Annotated in this window: 28 protein-coding genes; 16 read left to right on the top strand and 12 right to left on the bottom strand. The window is 24.7% G+C overall.

What is annotated here, in order from left to right; genetic code table 4:
* Window positions 1-21 precede the first annotated feature (21 nt).
* Complete coding sequence (locus tag AAHM82_RS10880) at window positions 22-657, bottom strand: hypothetical protein (RefSeq protein WP_342190016.1); 636 nt, start codon at window positions 655-657, stop codon at window positions 22-24.
* A gap of 23 nt (window positions 658-680) precedes the next feature.
* On the bottom strand, window positions 681-1,082 hold the full coding sequence (locus AAHM82_RS10885) for a hypothetical protein (protein WP_342263947.1): 402 nt from the start codon (window positions 1,080-1,082) through the stop codon (window positions 681-683).
* A gap of 433 nt (window positions 1,083-1,515) precedes the next feature.
* Here AAHM82_RS10885 and AAHM82_RS10890 point away from each other — a divergent pair, with 433 nt between their 5' ends.
* Together AAHM82_RS10890 and AAHM82_RS10895 are read left to right on the top strand one after the other, a co-directional pair.
* The gene (locus AAHM82_RS10890) at window positions 1,516-1,842 is read left to right on the top strand and encodes a hypothetical protein (protein WP_342263948.1); all 327 of its coding nucleotides are present in this window, start codon (window positions 1,516-1,518) and stop codon (window positions 1,840-1,842) included.
* Window positions 1,843-1,844: 2 nt separating this feature from the next.
* Window positions 1,845-2,066, top strand: coding sequence for a hypothetical protein (locus tag AAHM82_RS10895; protein ID WP_342263949.1), 222 nt, complete (start codon window positions 1,845-1,847; stop codon window positions 2,064-2,066).
* A gap of 378 nt (window positions 2,067-2,444) precedes the next feature.
* Here the strand turns inward: AAHM82_RS10895 and AAHM82_RS14710 are convergent, their stop codons facing one another.
* Both AAHM82_RS14710 and AAHM82_RS14715 read right to left on the bottom strand, forming a co-directional pair.
* On the bottom strand, window positions 2,445-2,837 hold the full coding sequence (locus tag AAHM82_RS14710; RefSeq protein ID WP_342264845.1) for a transposase family protein: 393 nt from the start codon (window positions 2,835-2,837) through the stop codon (window positions 2,445-2,447).
* Entirely contained in the window at window positions 2,834-3,274 is a 441-nt protein-coding gene (locus AAHM82_RS14715; RefSeq protein WP_342263396.1) for a transposase family protein, read from the bottom strand. The genes AAHM82_RS14710 and AAHM82_RS14715 overlap by 4 nt, the downstream gene beginning before the upstream one ends.
* A 290-nt stretch (window positions 3,275-3,564) precedes the next feature.
* Between AAHM82_RS14715 and rpsT the strand changes: the two genes are divergently transcribed.
* A complete protein-coding gene (gene rpsT / locus AAHM82_RS10905) occupies window positions 3,565-3,846 on the top strand; it encodes a 30S ribosomal protein S20 (RefSeq protein ID WP_342263950.1) in 282 nt (93 codons plus the stop codon).
* A 77-nt stretch (window positions 3,847-3,923) separates the two neighbouring features.
* The gene (locus AAHM82_RS10910) at window positions 3,924-5,144 is read left to right on the top strand and encodes an IS256 family transposase (protein WP_342263365.1); all 1,221 of its coding nucleotides are present in this window, start codon (window positions 3,924-3,926) and stop codon (window positions 5,142-5,144) included.
* Window positions 5,145-5,247: 103 nt separating this feature from the next.
* Here AAHM82_RS10910 and AAHM82_RS10915 read toward each other — a convergent pair whose 3' ends face one another.
* Window positions 5,248-6,591 (bottom strand): hypothetical protein, encoded by a 1,344-nt coding sequence (locus AAHM82_RS10915; protein WP_342263951.1) that lies wholly within the window; start codon window positions 6,589-6,591, stop codon window positions 5,248-5,250.
* Between the two features lie 16 nt (window positions 6,592-6,607).
* Window positions 6,608-7,555, bottom strand: a complete 948-nt coding sequence (holA, locus tag AAHM82_RS10920; protein WP_342263952.1) for a DNA polymerase III subunit delta — start codon at window positions 7,553-7,555, stop codon at window positions 6,608-6,610.
* Window positions 7,556-7,789: 234 nt separating this feature from the next.
* Between holA and AAHM82_RS14720 the strand changes: the two genes are divergently transcribed.
* The gene (locus AAHM82_RS14720) at window positions 7,790-8,230 is read left to right on the top strand and encodes a helix-turn-helix domain-containing protein (protein ID WP_425288981.1); all 441 of its coding nucleotides are present in this window, start codon (window positions 7,790-7,792) and stop codon (window positions 8,228-8,230) included.
* Window positions 8,227-8,619 (top strand): transposase family protein, encoded by a 393-nt coding sequence (locus AAHM82_RS14725; protein WP_342264845.1) that lies wholly within the window; start codon window positions 8,227-8,229, stop codon window positions 8,617-8,619. The genes AAHM82_RS14720 and AAHM82_RS14725 overlap by 4 nt, the downstream gene beginning before the upstream one ends.
* Window positions 8,620-8,788: 169 nt before the next feature.
* Here the strand turns inward: AAHM82_RS14725 and AAHM82_RS10930 are convergent, their stop codons facing one another.
* The 3 genes from AAHM82_RS10930 to AAHM82_RS14730 all read right to left on the bottom strand — a co-directional run bounded on the left by AAHM82_RS10930 (window position 8,789) and on the right by AAHM82_RS14730 (window position 10,146).
* Window positions 8,789-9,421: an IS3 family transposase gene (locus AAHM82_RS10930; RefSeq protein WP_342264881.1), complete on the bottom strand. Its 633-nt coding sequence runs from the start codon at window positions 9,419-9,421 to the stop codon at window positions 8,789-8,791.
* Window positions 9,390-9,554: a hypothetical protein gene (locus AAHM82_RS10935; RefSeq protein ID WP_342263954.1), complete on the bottom strand. Its 165-nt coding sequence runs from the start codon at window positions 9,552-9,554 to the stop codon at window positions 9,390-9,392. The genes AAHM82_RS10930 and AAHM82_RS10935 overlap by 32 nt, the downstream gene beginning before the upstream one ends.
* 130 nt (window positions 9,555-9,684) lie before the next feature.
* Window positions 9,685-10,146, bottom strand: coding sequence for a hypothetical protein (locus tag AAHM82_RS14730; RefSeq protein WP_425288982.1), 462 nt, complete (start codon window positions 10,144-10,146; stop codon window positions 9,685-9,687).
* A gap of 358 nt (window positions 10,147-10,504) precedes the next feature.
* Here AAHM82_RS14730 and AAHM82_RS10945 point away from each other — a divergent pair, with 358 nt between their 5' ends.
* The 7 genes from AAHM82_RS10945 to AAHM82_RS10975 all read left to right on the top strand — a co-directional run bounded on the left by AAHM82_RS10945 (window position 10,505) and on the right by AAHM82_RS10975 (window position 17,198).
* Entirely contained in the window at window positions 10,505-10,897 is a 393-nt protein-coding gene (locus AAHM82_RS10945) for a transposase family protein (RefSeq protein WP_342263426.1), read from the top strand.
* A gap of 5 nt (window positions 10,898-10,902) precedes the next feature.
* A complete protein-coding gene (locus tag AAHM82_RS10950) occupies window positions 10,903-11,322 on the top strand; it encodes a transposase family protein (RefSeq protein ID WP_342264846.1) in 420 nt (139 codons plus the stop codon).
* Between the two features lie 340 nt (window positions 11,323-11,662).
* Window positions 11,663-13,003 carry a signal recognition particle protein gene (gene ffh, locus AAHM82_RS10955; protein WP_342263955.1) on the top strand — a complete coding sequence of 447 codons (1,341 nt, stop codon included), beginning with the start codon at window positions 11,663-11,665 and terminating at the stop codon, window positions 13,001-13,003.
* A gap of 438 nt (window positions 13,004-13,441) precedes the next feature.
* A complete protein-coding gene (locus AAHM82_RS10960; protein WP_342263956.1) occupies window positions 13,442-14,428 on the top strand; it encodes an IS1/IS1595 family N-terminal zinc-binding domain-containing protein in 987 nt (328 codons plus the stop codon).
* 342 nt (window positions 14,429-14,770) lie between these two features.
* Window positions 14,771-15,355, top strand: coding sequence for a ribosome biogenesis GTP-binding protein YihA/YsxC (gene yihA, locus AAHM82_RS10965; RefSeq protein ID WP_342263957.1), 585 nt, complete (start codon window positions 14,771-14,773; stop codon window positions 15,353-15,355).
* 145 nt (window positions 15,356-15,500) lie between these two features.
* A complete protein-coding gene (locus AAHM82_RS10970; protein ID WP_425289032.1) occupies window positions 15,501-16,709 on the top strand; it encodes an IS256 family transposase in 1,209 nt (402 codons plus the stop codon).
* A gap of 153 nt (window positions 16,710-16,862) precedes the next feature.
* Window positions 16,863-17,198, top strand: a complete 336-nt coding sequence (locus AAHM82_RS10975; protein WP_342263958.1) for a hypothetical protein — start codon at window positions 16,863-16,865, stop codon at window positions 17,196-17,198.
* 163 nt (window positions 17,199-17,361) lie between these two features.
* On the opposite strand, the gene AAHM82_RS10980 is transcribed toward AAHM82_RS10975, so the two are convergent.
* On the bottom strand, window positions 17,362-18,330 hold the full coding sequence (locus AAHM82_RS10980) for an integrase core domain-containing protein (RefSeq protein WP_342263959.1): 969 nt from the start codon (window positions 18,328-18,330) through the stop codon (window positions 17,362-17,364).
* Between the two features lie 328 nt (window positions 18,331-18,658).
* On the opposite strand from AAHM82_RS10980, the gene AAHM82_RS10985 reads away from it, so the two are divergent.
* Window positions 18,659-19,618 (top strand): IS1/IS1595 family N-terminal zinc-binding domain-containing protein, encoded by a 960-nt coding sequence (locus AAHM82_RS10985; RefSeq protein ID WP_342263605.1) that lies wholly within the window; start codon window positions 18,659-18,661, stop codon window positions 19,616-19,618.
* Window positions 19,619-19,690: 72 nt separating this feature from the next.
* Here AAHM82_RS10985 and AAHM82_RS10990 read toward each other — a convergent pair whose 3' ends face one another.
* Window positions 19,691-19,825: a hypothetical protein gene (locus tag AAHM82_RS10990; RefSeq protein ID WP_342263786.1), complete on the bottom strand. Its 135-nt coding sequence runs from the start codon at window positions 19,823-19,825 to the stop codon at window positions 19,691-19,693.
* Between the two features lie 73 nt (window positions 19,826-19,898).
* Here AAHM82_RS10990 and AAHM82_RS10995 point away from each other — a divergent pair, with 73 nt between their 5' ends.
* Entirely contained in the window at window positions 19,899-20,672 is a 774-nt protein-coding gene (locus AAHM82_RS10995) for a hypothetical protein (RefSeq protein ID WP_342263960.1), read from the top strand.
* Window positions 20,582-21,568: a hypothetical protein gene (locus AAHM82_RS11000; RefSeq protein ID WP_342263961.1), complete on the top strand. Its 987-nt coding sequence runs from the start codon at window positions 20,582-20,584 to the stop codon at window positions 21,566-21,568. Before AAHM82_RS10995 ends, AAHM82_RS11000 begins: the two co-directional genes overlap by 91 nt.
* 196 nt (window positions 21,569-21,764) lie before the next feature.
* Here AAHM82_RS11000 and AAHM82_RS11005 read toward each other — a convergent pair whose 3' ends face one another.
* Window positions 21,765-22,277 carry a Panacea domain-containing protein gene (locus AAHM82_RS11005; protein ID WP_342263769.1) on the bottom strand — a complete coding sequence of 171 codons (513 nt, stop codon included), beginning with the start codon at window positions 22,275-22,277 and terminating at the stop codon, window positions 21,765-21,767.
* Between the last annotated feature and the right edge of the window lie 167 nt (window positions 22,278-22,444).

The following is a 22,444-nucleotide window of genomic DNA, read 5'->3' on the forward strand; positions in this document are numbered from 1 at the left end:
ATTATGAATTAATTAAACTATTTATTTTTTAGCACCAAACTTCTCATTAGGTTGTCGCTTAATAAGAACCTCATTTTTATTTTGAACAACTTTTTTAGTTGCTTTGATTTTTTTCTCTTGCTTAATTTTTTTAATTTCTGCTTTTTCTATTATTTTTGCTTCCTTACGCTCTAATCTAACTTGTGCTCGCTCAGCCTTAGTCATCTTTCAATAACTTTTCTTTTGTTCTTTTTGCAAACGAATTAAAGTCGCTTCTAATTCTAATTCATGATTAACTTTTCAAGTTGTTTCATATTCTTTTTTACTTAATTGTTTTGTTAAACCTTCAACTTCAAAAGCTTTAGTAGCATATAACGCATTTGATTTTGAATCATATAATTTGATAACAACATCAAAAACATCACGATATTTATAATCTTTACCTGCTCTAGCAATTACTTTATCATATTCAATTCTTTTATGAGCAATATTATCATTAATCTTTAAATACTGCTTAATTTTATCTCTAACTTCTTTTTGACGCTTTTCTTTTTCAATTTTATCTTGTTTTCGTTTACGAATGGAAGAAACTATCATTACAACTACAATAATAATAATTAAGCCTAACATTACTCAAGTAGTTTGTCCATTTTGTAAATCACCTGTTACTAAAAACATTATTCATTTCCTCCTTTAATTAATTAAATTTTAATAATACTTAATAACCTTTCTTGACTTATTGGCGTTATTGTTTTAACCAAATTAGATTTTTTATCAATAACAAAATATAAATCACGATCATTAATTTGCACATAAATATTATCTTTTATATCTACAACATAAAATGCCTCATTAATTAATTGTAAACAATGCATTTTTAATTCAATATCATTTAAATGTTTCAAATTTAATCGCTGTTTAACACGAAGAATAACATGATGTGAAAACTGATATTTTGATTGTAAATAATAACTCACTTTTTCTACCCACACTTTTTTAAATGTACATAAGTAATTATACATCTTTTTTACTACTTTTTTAAGGGACGCATAAAGTTTTGTTAGGTAGGAAAAGATTTGAATAAGTATTAAGGCAGTCAGCAATGATTGTCTTTTTATTTTATAAGATGTTAAAAGTTTGTTCTTTGAAAATTAAATACAAGTGAATTAATAATGTTGGTATGTATTAAAGCACGATAAATTGTGGGTGGTCGCCATAACCAAAAGAAGTTTACCAGTTGATAGATAACATCCTATTAGCTATAGCAATTTGTTTCGTTTTGCAATAAAAAAATGAATGGGTGGATTTCCTAAAAATATACACGCTATTAAATTAGTTCCAAGGGTAGGATGCGGATGTTAAAGTGTAAAAATTTCTATATAGGGGTATGCTAAGTTTAAAATTATTAAAATCTTTATCTAATTAAAAAACAAAATTTACTAACAAAGCTTGTTAAACACTTAAATCTGCGATATATAAGTGTTTAAAAAACTAAGTTAACTAACTTAGTTTATATATTAAGAAAGGTAATTTATTATGAAAAACATTGAAAACATTTTCTTAAATACTAAGAGATATCTTTTAAAAGAGACACAAAACGCAATGCTTATTAAAGCACCAAAAATTCCGTGATTTAATGAACAAATCGGTATTTGGTTTCCAAAGCGATTTGTTTATAAAGGAAAATATGAAAATTCTATTTGCATCGGAATAATAAAAGATAGTAAATATCAAATAATTTCAATTAATCAAAAAGAAAATGAAACCAAATTAATTAAGGGACAAGAATTATTAAGCTTCTTCATTGCCGAAAAAGAAAACAACAAAAAAGATATAAATTATAACTATTTTAAAGGAGTTTAAAAATGAATATTGCGATTGGATTAATATTTATTATTATCAGCATCATGCTATTAGCATATTTTGCTTATAAAATTTATGCCAAAATAAAAATTAGAATTAAATATAAAAATGCCATTAAAAATAATACGGGTAATTTCACGAAAGACGAAAAAGTATTTATTGCCCGCTTTGAAGAATGAGTTAAAGCTCCTAATTCAAAAGAAAATAGCGCGGATAAAAAATAATGTTTTGAGAAATTATTATGGAATTCTTAAAACTGTTTGTTCCGATAGAAAAAATGCCTGCACAAGTTGCATTTATTGCCGGATTAATTATTATCATTACTTTTCTGATTTCTATTTCTGAATTAATTATAAAGGTAATGCTGTAACAAATAAATATAATAGATTTAAGTAAGTAAAAATATTAGTTAAAATTAAAAAAAAATTTAATAGACTTCTTGCAAAATTAATATGATAATTATAATTTTTAAATTTAAAATAAATATAAAAGTGTTATTAAAATAATTTTTAGATTATTTTTACAAATATTTTGTCATTAAAACATAATAAAAATTATTATTTACAATAAAAAAGACTGAAATTTTAAATTATCAAATATATTTAAACTAATAGTTGTAAATTATAAATTGAAGCTATTAAATTAAATCTTAAAGCAAATCTTTTTCTACGATTTCGATATTTTTCACTAATAATTTTAAATTTTTTAAGTATAGCAAAAACATTTTCAATAACAATTCTCATTTTTGAAATTCGCTCATTATTTTGCTTTTCTTCTTTATTTAAAGGGTTTTTCTTTGATTTTCTTTTAGGAATTAAAACATTATGATTAATTTTTTGTATGCCTTGATAACCTAAATCCACTAAAACAGTTGTTTCTGGTAAAAATTTAATTTTTGAATCTTTTAAAATTTTAAAGTCATGGTTTTTACCATAAGAAAAATCAGAACTAATAATTTTTTTACTATCTTTTTCAATTATAACTTGTGTTTTTATTGTGTGTTTTTTCTTTTTTCCTGAGTAGTGCTGTTTTTGTCTTTTTTTGGGCGTTGGATTTGGCTTTCAGTTACATCAATTATAACAGTCTTATCTTTGAAATAATCTTTTAATAGTGATTTTTGACCAGTAAGTTGTTGAAAATTAGGGTGTTTTATTAAAGTGTCTTCAATTCATTTGATATTTCTATAACAACTACTTTCACTAATATCATAACTTTTTGCAATATGAAAATAAGTTCTATATTCTCTTCAATATTCTAAAGTCATTAAAATACGATTTTCTAATGATAATTTATTGGTTCTTCCGCGACGAAATCTCTTTTTTAATTCTTCTATTTTTAAAATTTCTAGCATTTTATTAAAAGTAGTATGTTTAATACCAGTTAATCTTAAAAAATTTTTATCACTTATTTGATTATTTTTTTTAAATTTCATTTAAATTCCACCTTTTTATTAAAAACAACAATTCAAATAAAATTAATATTTTTTTATTGTGTAAAAATTCAATAATATGATAAAATGGTAACGAATAAAAATGACAATAACAAGAAAGGCAGGCTTAGTTTAGTAATTAAATAATATAATTAGCTGATTGTTTTACTTTTTCAAAGTAATACCTAAGAAAACTAAACGCGACCTTTTTAAGTAACTAGTTTACTAAAAAACAATTATTTGCTATAATTACTTTTGGTTTTATAATAATAAAATAAACTAAGGAGACAATGATGGCAAATATCAAATCACAAACTAAACGCGCAATCACAAATGAAAAAGCAAGACAAAGAAATGTTCATATCAAATCAACAACAAGAACAGCAATTAAAAAAGCTAAGATCGCAATTACCAGTAATGAAACTAATATGCAACAAACATTAAATCATGCTATTTCAATGCTTGACCGTGCAGAAAGTAAAAATATTTTTCACAAAAATAAAGTTGCCCGAATAAAATCTAAACTAACTATTAAAGCTAATAATATTGCTAATAATATTAAAGAAACTAATTAATAATTAATAGAGCCTGTCCAAAATTCTGTGTCTCGATAATTCATTCTGAATTATACTTAAAAGAAGGAGAACAGAAAATGACAAAAAAAATAAAAAAAGAACCTGACGCAATTGATAAAGTTGTTGATTATTTTTTAGAAAATATTGATAATCCACAAGATTTATTTAAAGGCAATACTATTTTTCAGGAATTTACCAAAAAATTAACTGAACGAATGTTAAATACGGAAATTAAAGATTATCTTGAAACTGATGAGAATCATAATAAAAGAAATGGCAACACACAAAAAACCATTATTACTAAAAATGGTTCAATCGCAATTGATGTACCAAGAGATCGAAATAGTACTTTTGAACCAGTAATTATTCCGAAAAGACAAAGAAGATTTGATAACTTTGATCAAAAAGTAATTTCTTTATATGCAAGAGGAATGACAATTTCTGATATCAAAGCACAATTGCAAGAATTCTATCACGGAGCAGAAATTTCAGAAAGTTTAATTAGTCAAATAACTGATGATGTTATTGAAGAAGTTAAAATGTGACAAACTAAACCTTTAGAGAAGATTTATCCGATTGTTTATTTTGATTGTATTGTTGTTAAAGTAAAGCAAGATAAACGAATAATAAATAAAGCAGTTTATCTTGCCTTAGGAATTAATTTAGATGGTTTAAAAGATATTTTAGGAATGTGAATTAGTGAGAATGAGGGAGCCAAATTTTGACTTAATAATCTTACGGAAATGAAAAATCGTGGGTTACAAGATATTCTTGTTGCTTGTAGTGATAATTTAACTGGGATGTCTGATGCAATAGAAGCTGTTTTCCCAAAAACACAGCATCAATTATGCATTGTTCATCAAATTCGCAATAGTTTAAAATTTGTTCCTTACAAAGATCGCAAACTTGTAGCTAATGATTTAAAATCAATTTATACAGCAATTAATGAAGAAATAGCGTTAATTGCTTTAGATCATTTTTCAGAAAAATGAAATAAAAAGTATCCACAAATTACTAAATCATGAAAAAATAACTGAAATAATTTAATAATTTTTCTTGAATATCCTCAGGAATTTAGAAGAATTATTTACACAACTAATGCGATTGAATCTGTTAATAGTCAATTAAGAAAAGTCATTAAGAATAAAAAGATTTTTCCTAATGACGCATCAGTTTTTAAAATATTTTATTTAGCATTTCAAAATATGGTTAAGAAATGAACGATGCCAATTCAAAATTGGGGTAGTGCAATTTCACATTTAATGATAAAATTTGAGGACAGAGTGAATTTAAGTTAATTACTTAGAGACACAGTTAATTGTACAGTCCCAATTAATAAAAAAGAGTGCTAACTAACACTCTTTTTTATTGCCTTATTTGTTTTCTAACTAGCAATAAAAACTATAAATCATGCTTTTTATTATTTTCATCCTGCTTTTCAGCTTCTAAAATTAAATCTTGGTCAAATAAAGAAGCATCAATAACATACGATTCACCTTTTAATGTTGCCTGCAATGCTTTTTGATATTCCAAATCCGCTTGCATTAACTTATCACGATCCAAACGAGGATTAATGGAAAATACAATAAAAATTAGTAATATCGGAATAATAGCAACACCAGCACCCACAATTTTTAAAACCCGATAAACTTGAAAACTAGAACTACTTCAAATTTCTTCTAAGACACTATCAACATTATGAACTTGATCAAAAGCATTTTTAAAAAACTGAACAAACGAATTATAAGATAAAAATCCAAATACACCATAAATAGAATTAAAAAGAATGGCAATAATGGCAAATATTAACATCATTGGTTGCATCCGATATTTATCTCTTAAAAATTGTGGTTTTTTAAAGAAAGAATAAGTTAACATTGCATAAGTTAAAATTTCTAAAATTATACTTCACATTGACAAATTTCAAGCAATAAACGCTGGCCGAAAATTAAAGCTTTTTGACTCAACTAAATTATCTTTCAAAATAACATCAGTTAACTTAATTTTAGCAATAAAACCATAAACATTAATACCAATAACAATAGCCCACAAAAACATAAAAACATAACTTAAAACTCTTTTAAAAAACGGCATTGCTTTAGGTTTACCCGTATATGGATAAAAACCTTGATTATTTGCCGGATGAATTGGCAATTTTAAACCTTGCAAATTAAGTTGTAAATTTTGCAAATTAATTAATTGTTCATTAACTTTTTTTTGCGAATCAGCCTCAGTTGTTTTTTCAGCATTATCTTTTAAAATTTGAGAATTATTATTAGAAATTTGTTCAGAATTATTATTCTGACTAGTTACTAAAACATTACCATTTTTTAATAATTGCTTTTGTAAATTTGAATCAATATTTGATAATTCTTTAACAATATCAAGAGAAATCACTGTTGGTGTAACCAATTCTTGTTTTGATATTTGAAAAATATTAAGAATATAAGTTTGTAAAAAATTACAATCATTCTCAATAGTTTCTAAGGTTAAATTATCATCTTTAACAATTTTTATTTCTTCATCTCTTAAATCAGCTAATACTTGCACAAAACTTCTCGCATAGCGTTGTTCTTCATAATTAGCGTGATGCTCTTGCTCTAAAAATAAAAGACTATTAACTAATCGTAAAAAATAAGTATAAAATTCATCATCCTTAATCACTTTAAGTTTCAATTTAGAACTTTGTAAAATATTAACTAATAAATTAACAATATTTTCATAAGTATTTTTGCTATTATTCATTAATAAACTCACCCTCTTACAATTGCAATAAAAACATCTCAAAGCCAATATTTTTATTAACATAACTTCTTTTTATATTATAATCTAAATTACTTAAACTACCTAATAAATAATGAATTTGTTGATCATTAATTTTTAAAAGATACTTTCAAAGAATTTTTAACCGAAAAGGATTAATAGTCATTTTTTGACAAATAATATTAAAATCATAATTCCTTTGTTGATAAATTTTAATATCACGAATCGTCCTCAGTTGATTAGCTAACAAACCAATAATTGCCAAAACATCTTGATTACTATTTTTAAAATCATAATATCGTTGCCATATTTGTGAAATATCACGAACAATAAAAGCATTAGCTAACTCAAAAATATTACTATCTAAATAACGACTAACCAAAACATCAACATCTTCCAATATTAATGAATTACTATAATTAACAAGTTTATTTAATTCATTAGCAATAATTTGTAAACTATTAGGTAATCTTTCTAATAATAAATTTAAACCCTCATTAGTAATTTCAGTATTATGCTTAATAAAATAATTTTGAACAAACATTTTTAACTGACTATCATTTAATTCTTTAACAACTAAAACTTTACCTGTTTTTTCAATAACTTTAATAATTTTTTTTCGTTGATCAATATTAGAACTGTTAACAACAAAAAATATCTCAGTAAATGGTGCGGGATTTTCACAATATTTAAGTAAATTTTTAAATTGTAAACTACTTAATTGATGTTCACGAGAAGAAGTTAAAAACCAACAATCTTCAATAATAACAATTTGTTTATTGTTAAATAATGGTGGCATTGAAATAACTTGTAATATTTCATCAATATTAGCATTTATCATACTATACTTTAAAATATTCATTTGTTGATCTTTATTAATAACATTAATTACTTTTTGAATTTGTTTATTAATAAGAAATTTATCACTACCATAAATTAGAAACATTTTATTCACCTTTTAGAATTATATAATATTATTTTATTAATGTTGATATAAAATGTTTTTAATTTTGTCGAAAACTCTTGATAAAATAAAAAAAAATCATCAACTTGATAATTTTAAAAGGCTTTTATGTAAAATTACTATTTTTACTTTAACTTTTTTTATACATTAGACTTCTTGCAAAATTAATTTAAAATATAATTGAATTGTTGTTTTTAATAAAAAGGTGGAATTTAAATGAAATTTAAAAAAAATAATCAAATAAGTGATAAAAATTTTTTAAGATTAACTGGTATTAAACATACTACTTTTAATAAAATGCTAGAAATTTTAAAAATAGAAGAATTAAAAAAGAGATTTCGTCGCGGAAGAACCAATAAATTATCATTAGAAAATCGTATTTTAATGACTTTAGAATATTGAAGAGAATATAGAACTTATTTTCATATTGCAAAAAGTTATGATATTAGTGAAAGTAGTTGTTATAGAAATATCAAATGAATTGAAGACACTTTAATAAAACACCCTAATTTTCAACAACTTACTGATCAAAAATCACTATTAAAAGATTATTTCAAAGATAAGACTGTTATAATTGATGTAACTGAAAGCCAAATCCAACGCCCAAAAAAAGACAAAAACAGCACTACTCAGGAAAAAAGAAAAAACACACAATAAAAACACAAGTTATAATTGAAAAAGATAGTAAAAAAATTATTAGTTCTGATTTTTCTTATGGTAAAAACCATGACTTTAAAATTTTAAAAGATTCAAAAATTAAATTTTTACCAGAAACAACTGTTTTAGTGGATTTAGGTTATCAAGGCATACAAAAAATTAATCATAATGTTTTAATTCCTAAAAGAAAATCAAAGAAAAACCCTTTAAATAAAGAAGAAAAGCAAAATAATGAGCGAATTTCAAAAATGAGAATTGTTATTGAAAATGTTTTTGCTATACTTAAAAAATTTAAAATTATTAGTGAAAAATATCGAAATCGTAGAAAAAGATTTGCTTTAAGATTTAATTTAATAGCTTCAATTTATAATTTACAACTATTAGTTTAAATATATTTGATAATTTAAAATTTCAGTCTTTTTTTATTGTAAATAATAATTTTTATTATGTTTTAATGACAAAATATTTGTAAAAATAATCTAAAAATTATTTTAATAACACTTTTATATTTATTTTAAATTTAAAAATTATAATTATCATATTAATTTTGCAAGAAGTCTATTCAGTTTTAAAGGTTTTGTAAGTTGCTTCAGCAACAGCATTATCATACGGGCATCCTTTGGTACTTAATGATCTTTGAATTTTAAAGGTTATTAAAATTTCATCAATGATTTTATTTTTGAATTCATTACCACGATCAGTATGAAATAAAGTTATTTTATTTAATGGTCGTGTTATCTTGCGAAAAGCTTGTTGAACTAGTTCAGCAGTTTTATTTGGTCCAGCACTATAGCCAATTACTTCGCGATTAAACAAGTCAATTAATAAACAAATATAATGTCATTTAGTACCAACTTGAACATATGTTAAATCACTAACAACAACTTCATTGGGTTTTTGGTTATTAAATTGACGATTTAAAACATTATTAATTTGGTCATTATTAACTGTTTTTTCATGATTACGATATTTTAATTTGGTGTATTTAGAAACCAATTTATTTTTGATCATAATGAATCGGATTTTTCGTCGTGATAAGATGATATTTTTTCTTATTAAAACAGCTTTAATTTTACGAGCACCATAAATCTTACGACTTTTATTAAATGCACTGATAACTTCTTGTTCATAATTATTAATATCAAACTTAGCGCATTTATTAGTTTGATAATAATATGTTGATTTTAGTAAACGCTGTTATAATCGCATTTCATAATTTAGTCATCGCATCACTAGCTGTTATTTTTTCTACTGTTACTGGTGCATCAGCCAAGAAAGTTCCAATCATATAATCACCCCCTTTCTTTTTTAAAACATTCATCATTTATATTCAAAGTTTTTCTTAAATTTATTAAAACCACGATTAACCTTAACGCGATTGTATTTTTTCTTAATTAATTTTGAATTTCTTTGTGAATGCATCACAATGTAACTTCGCGACATTACTTTTGTCTCTATCTAAATACTGATATGGTTTTTCAAAGGAACATTAGAATAAATCACACCATAATCGCTGTTAAGAATCAAAAAGCAATGTTTGCTATTAAAAGTCAAAGCAGCGGTACTTCGATTAATTTAATTTCTTTACCACCAGTAATATGAGCCGGAATAGTTGTAATTTGAATAAATAAATCTCAGAAAGTTTGTTTAATTTGTTCTCAATTAAATTCTTTTAAGTTTATTGTCATTTTTTGCCGATTATTCAGTGCTGCTTGCTTTAAAATGTCATTTTCCATTCGTAATTGTTGGTTTTCTTTTCGCAAGTAAATTAATTCATTTTCTTCGACAGTGCGATTATCTTTTGCTTTAAATGACCCAGAATTATTATAATTTTTAACTCAACTATAAATAGTTGGTTTTGGTAAATTATATTCTTTCCCTAAATTAATAACACTTTTGCCATTTTTGTATAGCATTTACAATTTGTTTTTTAAATTCTTCAGAGTATGAGGTTTTATTTCCCATTTTATAGGGCGCGTAAAGTTTTGTTAGGTGGAAAATATTTGAATAATTTTGAAAGAAAAGTAATTACAATTTAATTATCATTTTATTTGAAAAATAAGTAATAAAACAAAATATTTAATATTAATAAACATAATCTCAATAAAAGGTTATAAAAACTAAGTAAAATGCTTATAAAAACAACATTAAAATAATTTTTTATAACAAAAATCATACATAAGAAATATATACTTAATTTGCATATTAGACTTGGTACATAACCTTTAATTTTATCTACTATTTTGATAATATTATTTCCTAGGCGAAATACAAATGTTAGATAAATACAAAGACGAAAACGAATTTTATAGTTTAATAGGCATAAAATATAAAACTTTCATGAAAATGGTAGAAATTTTAAAAGAAGGTGAAGCTAAACAAAAACAAATTGGTGGTAGACCAAATAAATTATCAATAGAGCAAAGATTACTTATGACTTTAGAATACTGAAAAGAATATAGTACATATCGTATTATTGCAAAAAAATATAATATTAGTCATGTTAGTTGTATTCGTAATATCTTTTGAGTTGAAAATACTCTAATAAAAAATAGTCACTTTCATATACCTGGCAAAAAGATATTATTAGAAAATAAGGGTACTACTAATAATTTATTAGCAATTGATGCTACAGAAATTCCAATTGAAAGAATTAAAAAAAACTAAAATTATTATTTTCTGGTAAGAAAAGGCAACATTCATTAAAATCGCAAATAATTATTGATTTATTTAACAATAAAATTATTTCAGTAGATTTTTGTTATGGCAGTACTCATGATTATAAGTTATTTTTAAAATCAAATACACTTATAAATCCAAAATTAGAATTAATTGCCGATTCAGGATATCAAGGTTTGCAAAATGTTCATAAAAATACATTATTGCCAATTAAAAAGAGTAAAAATAATCCTTTAAATCCAGATAAAAAGGAATATAATAGCTTTTTAAGTAAAGTTAGAATTGTCATTGAACATGTTTTTGCTAGATTAAAAAGATTTAAAATACTAGTTTATCGTTATCGCAATAAGATTAGAAGATTTGGATTACGATTTAACTTAATTTCAGGAATATATAATTTTGAATTAAGCTAGTTATAGTTATGTACCAAGTCTATTGAAATAATTTATAGTAAATGATTATTTTTTCTTTTTTAAAAAATACCTAAGAAAACTAAACGCGACCCACCCGCCCTTTTTTGTTGTGTAAAAATTCAATAATATGATAAAATCATGATGAATAAAAATGACAATAACAAGAAAGGCAGGGTTAGTTTAGTAATTAAATAATATAATTAGCTGATTGTTTTACTTCTTCAAAGCAATACCTAAGAAAACTAAACGCGACCTCTCTTCTATGATAACTATAAATTTTTTATTACATATGATATAATTTCTAACGAAGTTAAAATTTATAAATAAATGGGGTATAAAAATGTTTACTGATTTTTTGGCGAATCGCATTACTAAAGCTATTAAGAAGAATATTAAGACATTAACTTTAACAGAACAAAATATGGAAGCTACTTTAAATGAAATTAAACTTGCTTTATTAGAGGCTGATGTTAATTTTAATGTGGTAAAAGAATTTGTTAATAATGTTCGTGATCTTGCAAAGGGAGAGTTTATTCTTGAAGGTTTAAAACCTGAACAAATGTTAATTAAAATTGTTCATAATGAGTTAATTCGTATTATGGGACATAAAGAACATTTATTGAATCTTAATAAACGACCAACAGTTATTATGATGGTTGGATTACAAGGAAGTGGAAAAACAACCACAACAGCTAAGTTAGCAAATTTATTACGAAAAAAGTATCATAAGAATTCTTTGTTAGTTGCTTGTGATGTGTATCGGCCAGCCGCCATTGAACAGTTAAAATCCTTAGGTGAGCAATTAGACACTCCTGTATTTTCATTGGATAATGAAAAAGATGTTGTTAAAATTGCTAACAATGCTCTTAGTTATGCAATGGAAAATAAGTTTGATGTTGTTATTGTTGATACAGCAGGAAGATTGCACATTGATAGCGTACTAATGGATGAATTATCTAATTTAAAACAAAATATTAATCCTCAAGAAATTCTTATTGTTGTTGATGCGATGACAGGGCAAGAAATTATTAATGTTACTGAACGATTTCATCAATATCTTAATTTAACAGGAACAATTCTCTCTAAATTAGATGGTGATGCTCGTGGGGGGACGGCACTTTCTATTAGTCATTTAACTAAAATTCCTATTATGTTTGCTGGTACGGGAGAAAAGGTTGAAGCATTAGATATTTTTTATCCTGAAAGAATGGCTGACCGAATTTTAGGAATGGGCGATGTGCAAAGTTTATTTGAAAAAGCTCAAGATGTTGTTGATGAAAGATCAATTCAGAAAACAATGAATCGGATGATGATGGGGCAATTTGATTTAGATGATTTAGCTAATCAAATGAAACAAATGTCAAAGATGGGTAAACTTTCAGGAATAATTAAAATGATGCCCGGAGTTAATAATCTTAGTGATGCCCAAATTGAAGGTGCTGAAAGTAAATTATTAGTTACAAGAGCATTATTAGATTCAATGACTAAAAAAGAACGAAGAGAGCCACGACTTTTAAAACAATGAAAAAGAAAAAATCGGATTATTAGAGGTTCGGGACGAAATGAAAAAGAATTTAATAATTTAATAAATCAATTTGAAAAAGCTAAAAAAAGTGTTGATGCAATGACAAAACAAATTAAATCAGGAAGAATGCCAGATTTTAGTAAGTTTAAAAGATAAAGAATTTCTAATCCTTAACTAAGAAATAGAAATTCTTTTATTTTTATTAATTGTGCCTTCTCAAAAAACTAATTTTTAATGGCGAATATAATTATTGTCCGTATCACAGTTGCTGGGATAGCTTTAGAATAATACTAAATTCCCTTTTCATAATTACAATTAAGCAATTAACCTTATAAACGGACGCGTAAAGTTTTGTTAGGTGGGAAAATATTTGATTAATTTTGAAAGAAAAGGAACTACAATTTAATTATCGTTTTATTTGAAAAATAAGTAATAAAACAAAATATTTAATATTAACAAACATAATCTTAATAAAAGCTTATAAAAACTAAGTAAAATGCTTATAAAAACAACATTAAAATAATTTTTTATTTTAATTTTGTCGAAAACTCTTGATATTTATTGAATATACTTAATTTTAGGTATATTTTTAATATGATAGAGGTGGATAATAATTATGGAAAAAATAATTCAAGAACTAGTAAATACTTTAACAGATGATCAATTTTTAGAATTTTATGAAAAAGTCAAACAACAAGCAGAATTAATAAAAAAAAAAAACAAAAACGGTTAAATGAAATTGATCAAAAATTTAGAGCGCAAGGTATTAAATGCCCTAAATGTGAATCTTACCATTGCGTTAAAAATGGACATAATTCAGAAGGAAAACAAAAATATTTATGTAAAAATTGCCGTGCAAGTTTTGACGCTTTTCGTAATCATTTTATTTATTGAAGTCATTTAAATTATGAACAATGAAATTTATTGATTCAAATTTCATTGCTGGGGCAATCTAGTAAAACAATTTCTCGTTTTATTAAAACTACATTAAAAACTGCTTGATATAATCGTCAAAAATTAATGAAATCAAAACAATTAGAAAATACCCAATTAAAATTTAAAAAATTATCTGGTAAAATCCAAATCGATGAAACATTCATTAAAGAAATCCATAAAGGAAATTTCAAATATAAAACTGATCCACGAAGAATTCACCTTGACCCATTCGCAACTAATACTAAATGCTGTATTCAAATGGCAATTGATAACAATAACAATATTTATGTTAAATCCACAAACACCAAACGTTTACAAAAACAATGAGTTATTGAAAATATGAACAAAGAATTAATTAACGAAAATTCAATTATTACTTCTGATATGCAAAAATTATATTTTTTAGTAGCAAAACAAACAAATTCTACTTTATGTGTAACTAAAACAACAACTAATCCTGAAGCTAGTTATCGTAACTTAAATAAAATCAGTAAATTACAATCTAGTCTTAAAGAACCCTTAATTCATTATCATGGTTTAGGTTTTACTAATATTCAAAATTATTTAAATCTCTGAAAATGAAAATACCAACATAAGGGTTTAACTCCAAACCAACAAACAGCGGTATTACATTTTAATGTATAAAAAAGTTAAAGTAAAAATAGTAATTTTACATAAAAGCCTTTTAAAATTATCAAGTTGATGATTTTTTTTATTTTATCAAGAGTTTTCGACAAAATTAAAAATTTTTTACAACAAAAATCATACATAAAAAATATATACTTAATTTGAATATTGAAATAATTTATAGTAAATGATTATTTTTTCTTTTTTAAAAAATACCTAAGAAAACTAAACGCGCCCCGTATAAACTAAATAGTTGCATATTTTTATTCTATACGATAAAATTTTAAACACAAGGTGAAATTTTAATAAAATTAAAAATTATTTCTTTTTTAGTTTTAGAAAATAAAAGTGGTGAAAACAATGAAAATTACTAAGAGTTTGTTTCTTAAAGGTGCTATTAATAAGGAACAATGAATTGATGATGAGATTAGTGAAGTATTGTTATTAGGACGAAGTAATGTTGGAAAATCAACATTTATTAATTCTTTATGTAATAATAAACAATTAGCAAAGGTGTCTAGTTCGCCTGGTAAAACACAAATGCTTAATTTTTTTGCTATTAATGATAATGAATTTCGTTTTGTTGATTGCCCCGGTTATGGTTTTGCAAAAATAAGTAAGAATATTAAAAAACAATTTGTTAAAATGATGGATACTTATTTATTAGAGCGAAAAAATTTAAAGTTAGCAATCTTATTATTAGATTTAAGACGAATTCCTAATGCTGATGATTTAGTAATGTTTAATTTTTTACGAGAACGAAATATTAATATTCTCATTGTTACTACCAAGTTAGATAAACTAAAGAAAAATGATATTAGTAAGCAAGAAAAAATAATTAAAGAAACATTGCTGATTATTAATCATATTGATATGATTAAAACATCAAGTATTAGTAAAATGGGTTATGATGCTGTTCTTGAAAAAATTACTGAATATATTTAAAAACTAAGTTTAGAGGTAGAGTCATAATGAAATTAAGAAAGATCAAATCAAATAGGTAGTAATTGAGCCTGTCCAAAATTCTGTGTCTCGATAATTCATTCTGAATTATACTTAAAAGAAGGAGAACAGAAAATGACAAAAAAAAATAAAAAAAGAACCTGACGCAATTGATAAAGTTGTTGATTATTTTTTAGAAAATATTGATAATCCACAAGATTTATTTAAAGGCAATACTATTTTTCAGGAATTTACCAAAAAATTAACTGAACGAATGTTAAATACGGAAATTAAAGATTATCTTGAAACTGATGAGAATCATAATAAAAGAAATGGCAACACACAAAAAACCATTATTACTAAAAATGGTTCAATCGCAATTGATGTACCAAGAGATCGAAATAGTACTTTTGAACCAGTAATTATTCCAAAAAGACAAAGAAGATTTGATAACTTTGATCAAAAAGTAATTTCTTTATATGCAAGAGGAATGACAATTTCTGATATCAAAGCACAATTGCAAGAATTCTATCACGGAGCAGAAATTTCAGAAAGTTTAATTAGTCAAATAACTGATGATGTTATTGAAGAAGTTAAAATGTGACAAACTAAACCTTTAGAGAAGATTTATCCGATTGTTTATTTTGATTGTATTGTTGTTAAAGTAAAGCAAGATAAACGAATAATAAATAAAGCAGTTTATCTTGCCTTAGGAATTAATTTAGATGGTTTAAAAGATATTTTAGGAATGTGAATTAGTGAGAATGAGGGAGCCAAATTTTGACTTAATAATCTTACGGAAATGAAAAATCGTGGGTTACAAGATATTCTTGTTGCTTGTAGTGATAATTTAACTGGGATGTCTGATGCAATAGAAGCTGTTTTCCCAAAAACACAGCATCAATTATGCATTGTTCATCAAATTCGCAATAGTTTAAAATTTGTTCCTTACAAAGATCGCAAACTTGTAGCTAATGATTTAAAATCAATTTATACAGCAATTAATGAAGAAATAGCGTTAATTGCTTTAGATCATTTTTCAGAAAAATGAAATAAAAAGTATCCACAAATTACTAAATCATGAAAAAATAACTGAAATAATTTAATAATTTTTCTTGAATATCCTCAGGAATTTAGAAGAATTATTTACACAACTAATGCGATTGAATCTGTTAATAGTCAATTAAGAAAAGTCATTAAGAATAAAAAGATTTTTCCTAATGACGCATCAGTTTTTAAAATATTTTATTTAGCATTTCAAAATATGGTTAAGAAATGAACGATGCCAATTCAAAATTGGGGTAGTGCAATTTCACATTTAATGATAAAATTTGAGGACAGAGTGAATTTAAGTTAATTACTTAGAGACACAGTTAATTGTACAGTCCCTAGTAATTTTTGTCATCAGAAGCATTTAACACATACTGATAAACAACATCGTTGATTTGAAATCAAAGAAATTTTACGCTCAGTTTTTGCTATTTTATTAGTTATTCCGATGTGAATATCAATGGGTAAAGTAAATCCATTGGCAGTATATTTTGGGAATCCAATTATTCAATTAATGCTTGCGAGTATTGTCCAGTTTATTTTAGGATTTAATTTTTATAAAGCCTGATATCAAGAATTGTTTCAACAACGACGAGTCGGCATGTATTCATTAATCATTTTGTCGTCTTTGGTGGCATTTATTTATAGTATTTATTTAATTGTTTTGATGTTACAATATTCACCATATGGTAAGCAACATATTATTGGTTTATTTCAAGGAATTAGTCATCAACAATTAATGAATTATACGATGATTGATAATAAATTTCAACATATGTATTTTGAGATTGTGTAAATCACACACAGTTATTAGACTATGCTTCTCTTAATTGATTTCATCATACCATATTTTGTATTATTAAAATTAAAAAATTAATTTTATCCACAATAAAAAATATTTAATTCAAAATTAACCAAATTAAAACATTTTTCACGAGTTTCTATTATTTTTTAAATAATTATTTTGCAATAATAAATTTATTTAAAGTTTCAAATGGAGTTTTGTAATTCAAACTTTTATGTTTTCGCTTGAAATTATAAAATGCGTACCACTCATTCAAATGAATTTGTAATTGTTTAACATCAAATTTTGTTTTAAAACCACATTTTTTAAATCAAAATAAACTAGTATAATTACGGTGAAACCGTTCAATTTTTCCGTTGCTCTGAGGAGAACCGATTGGTGTGATTTCATGGATAATTCCATTTTTTGAAAGAAAGGTTGTAAAAGGCCTTTCTTTTACTTTGCACGATTTTTTATTACTTCAGTTAGTAGTAGTAAATTCAGGAGCATTGTCAGTACGAAGGCGTTTAATGGTTATGCCAAGTTCACTAAAATCTTTCATTGCTCTTTGCATGGCATTAATGGCATTATTGGTTCCTAAACTATCATACACATATCCAAAAGCAATTCTTGTTATTTCGTCAATGAAATCATAAACATATAATCTATGCTTAGCAATAGGAAAATTTTTATCAGTAAACACTTTAGCATCCATTTGCAGTAGTCCAATATCTGAAACTTCATAACGCTTAAAATGGCGTTTTGCTTTTTTCATTTGCGTTTTTATTTCTCCATAGCGTTTGTCTTGTTTAATTCAACGATAAAAAGTATTAATTGATTTGGGGACATTATTTGTATCGATATCATGCACATTTTTTTGATGAATATTATGATAAAGCGATAATACACCGCCCGCACCTACAAATTTGTAATCAAAGTAATAATCACAAATTTGTTTTCTGGTTTCTAATGAAAATTGATATTTAATATTTTTTGGTGTTGTTGATTTGAATTGCAATTCATAAAAGTTGTCTTGATAATAACCATTAATAATTTTTTTAGCTCAAATATAAAATGTCATTTTACTACCACGAAAATATTTTTTAATCAATTTATTTACAGATATGTTATCTGTATTATTCATATATAAGTTGGTACATAAATTGAGATATTTACTTACTCATTTTTTTTTTTAATTTTGTCGAAAACTCTTGATATTTATTGGATATACTTAATTTTAGGTATATTTTAATATGATAGAGGTGGATAATAATAAAAATGATGATAGTTGAATTAATTATAAAGGTAATGCTGTAACAAATAAATATAATAGATTTAAGTAAGTAAAAATATTAGTTAAAATTTAATAATAATTAATAATTTTTTATTTTAATTTTGTCGAAAACTCTTGATATTTATTGAATATACTTAATTTTAGGTATATTTTAATATGATAGAGGTGGATAATAATTATGGAAAAAATAATTCAAGAACTAGTAAATACTTTAACAGATGATCAATTTTTAGAATTTTATGAAAAAATCAAACAACAAGCAGAATTAATAAAAAAACAAAAACGTTTAAATGAAATTGATCAAAAATTTAGAGCGCACGGTATTAAATGCCCTAAATGTGAATCTTACCATTGCGTTAAAAATGGACATAATTCAGAAGGAAAACAAAAATATTTATGTAAAAATTGTCGTGCAAGTTTTGACGCTTTTCGTAATCATTTTATTTATTGAAGTCATTTAAATTATGAACAATGAAATTTATTGATTCAAATTTCATTGCTGGGACAATCTAGTAAAACAATTTCTCGTTTTATTAAAACTACATTAAAAACTGCTTGATATAATCGTCAAAAATTAATGAAATCAAAACAATTAGAAAATACCCAATTAAAATTTAAAAAATTATCTGGTAAAATCCAAATCGATGAAACATTCATTAAAGAAATCCATAAAGGAAATTTCAAATATAAAACTGATCCACGAAGAATTCACCTTGACCCATTCGCAACTAATACTAAATGCTGTATTCAAATGGCAATTGATAATAATAACAATATTTATGTTAAATCCACAAACACCAAACGTTTACAAAAACAATGAGTTATTGAAAATATGAACAAAGAATTAATTAACGAAAATTCAATTATTACTTCTGATATGCAAAAATTATATTTTTTAGTAGCAAAACAAACAAATTCTACTTTATGTGTAACTAAAACAACAATTAATCCTGAAGCTAGTTATCGTAACTTAAATAAAATCAGTAAATTACAATCTAGTCTTAAAGAAGCCTTAATTCATTATCATGGTTTAGGTTTTACTAATATTCAAAATTATTTAAATCTCTGAAAATGAAAATACCAACATAAGGGTTTAACTCCAAACCAACAAACAGCGGTATTATATTTTAATGTATAAAAAAGTTAAAGTAAAAATAGTAATTTTACATAAAAGCCTTTTAAAATTATCAAGTTGATGATTTTTTTTATTTTATCAAGAGTTTTCGACAAAATTAAAACATTTTTTTACTTTATGATAATATTTTTCATGATAAATCGTAGTCATTCAAGATTGTAATTTAGCTTTTAAATCTGCTAAATCATTTTTAGGTACAATATACTTCATTTTCTATTTCCTTTTTTATTTTTTCTATATCAAACACATAAAACAGTTAATATTCATAGATAATATTAGTATAATGAAAAAAATAACTAATTACTCACAATTAAATAAAAAATATGACTTAAATTTTAGTGACAATAACTTTGGTTTTACTTGAGAAATCTTTAAGGAACTAGTTGGCGATGATTGGGCAGAATATTTTACAACGAGGTGTTTTTATAGATTTGTACCTACTGCTAGAATGACCTTTAAAACTTGAAACTGTTTAGCTTGAGATTTATGAATTTGTTGTAACTTTACAGATACATCCGCTCAAGAAGTACGACGCTATGAAAATACACATCCTGAAACAACAATTGCTGATTTACATAATTTATGTCAATATTTAGAAGAAAAGTATGGCGTTCAAATTGGACCTGAGCACTCTAAGGTGACCGGAATAGTTTGAAAATTGAATAAAGAGGGCGGAGAAATAATTTTTCCTTCCAATCAACGAATAACTTTTATTGGTTATGCCAACGGTAATAGAATTTTTGGAACAGCTGTAAAAGGTTCTAGTTTTTTGTGTTCACGAACTGACGAAATAATTATGGCAGAAGAAAAAGAAACTTTGAGTGATAAACAATTAATTTATAGATATGAGCGTTTACAAATGTCAATGTTTCGTAGCAATCGGATTAAAGTTTCTGACAAATCCATAAAAGAACTTTCTTGAACCTTTGTTGATAAAATGACAGGACAACAAGAAACTCGTTACTTATGAAAAAGTTTTTTGTCGCGTTCACTTGCAACCCCTATGATAAATATCACCCATTTTATAAAAAATACTGTACGCCATTTTTACCATTAAACGACAAGATAATGAATTTATTAAAAGAAACTGGTAAAGTTTGATACGAAAATGAAAAAGAATTTGAAGGTTTAGGAATTTTTGTTTTAAGACTAACATTAGACTCTACTTGAAATAAATTGCCAGAAATTTCAAGAAAAAAAGTAAACCAACTTAAAAAAGATAACCCCGATGAATATGCTATTGTAAAATATGGTTTTGAGTACTCAGACAGTGATAGTACTATCTTTCCGTTTCGAAAACATTTAAAATATACGCAAAAATACGATTTAAAAGATTTTTATGTTGCCACTATTGATATGTATAAATTTGATTTTTATAGTATCGGGATTGATTGAGCAACTGGGCCAATCGATCATACTGTGCTAAAATTTTGGGGATTTCAAGAATATAAAAAAACTGAACTTTACGATCCATATTTAATATGTGAGATTGTTATAACTCCCGAAGATAATTTTTCTGAAAATGAAAAAATTAGTCATCTTATAGAAGAAATCATGACTTTAAGAGCAAATTTTTATAATTTTGCTGATGTTATTTTTAATTATGATGATAAAGCAAAAACCGCTATGGAATGAATTAAAACAAAACTAATTGAAGATTATAGTTTTAACATTCGTACCAGCACAGCCATTAAGCACACAACACCATTAACCAAAGAAGCCGGTTTAACAGATCGCGTTATTTGAATGCGTAATTTGTTTGGATTTGGTAATTGTCATATAAATTTACAGAATAATCCTTTTACTGCCAAATGCTACGAAGAATTACGATATGATGAAAAACGCACTAATGTTCCTGACCCAAAAATGTATCTCGATCCTTATGATGCAGACTTTTATGCATTATATCCAAATAGAGTTTATATAAGAGGCAAACAAAAAGGCTATCGTTAACGATAGCCTTTTTAGCCCAAGAGGTTCTGAGTTTACACCGCAGTTAGATTCTTTCATGTAATCAACTTGTCCTAGGTCTTCCATGTATATAATACCATATTTCAAATTATTATCTTTACTATCCATTGGTAAAACCAAATTAAAAATTGAACCCAACTTAAACATATTAATTATTTTAATCTTTCTAAATATAAATCTACAAATACAACTCAGAAAAATGATCTATTGCAATCTTATATTCTTTTTTATAAAAATCAATATAATTTCTAACATCCATTTTATCGTCGTTAATATTTTTTTCACTTTTTTGAAATGCTTCCTTTCAGCATTGATCATAATGTGTTATTTCAAATAGTTCATCAGGGTTTGCGTCTTCAAAAAATAAATAAATATTATCAATAAAACTTTTAATTTCTTTACTTAAATTAATTTCACTTTTTGTATTAAAAATTAAAGGTCTATTATGTTGTTTGTGAATACTTATAATAACAGGTCCATTGTTATAAGCTACTTCTTCATTTACACTAAATAAAGGTTTATTCTTAATTAATAAATGAAAAACTTGTGCTAAATGAAGCAATTTATGAAGCATAAATTCTCCTTTATACATTTCAAAGCCAATTTTTTTAAAAAGTTGTTTTGAGTTAAACAAAGCTGGATTTTTACGAATTAAATATTTTGCCATATCCATAACATTATTATTTTTCACAATTAAGACATCATTTCCTATCATTATTAACTTAATTATACACTAGACTTCTTGCAAAATTAATATGATAATTATAATTTTTAAATTTAAAATAAATATAAAAGTGTTATTAAAATAATTTTTAGATTATTTTTACAAATATTTTGTCATTAAAACATAATAAAAAT

Source organism: Spiroplasma endosymbiont of Clivina fossor (genome assembly GCF_964031115.1).
Classification (GTDB): domain Bacteria; phylum Bacillota_I; class Bacilli_A; order Mycoplasmatales; family Nriv7; genus Nriv7.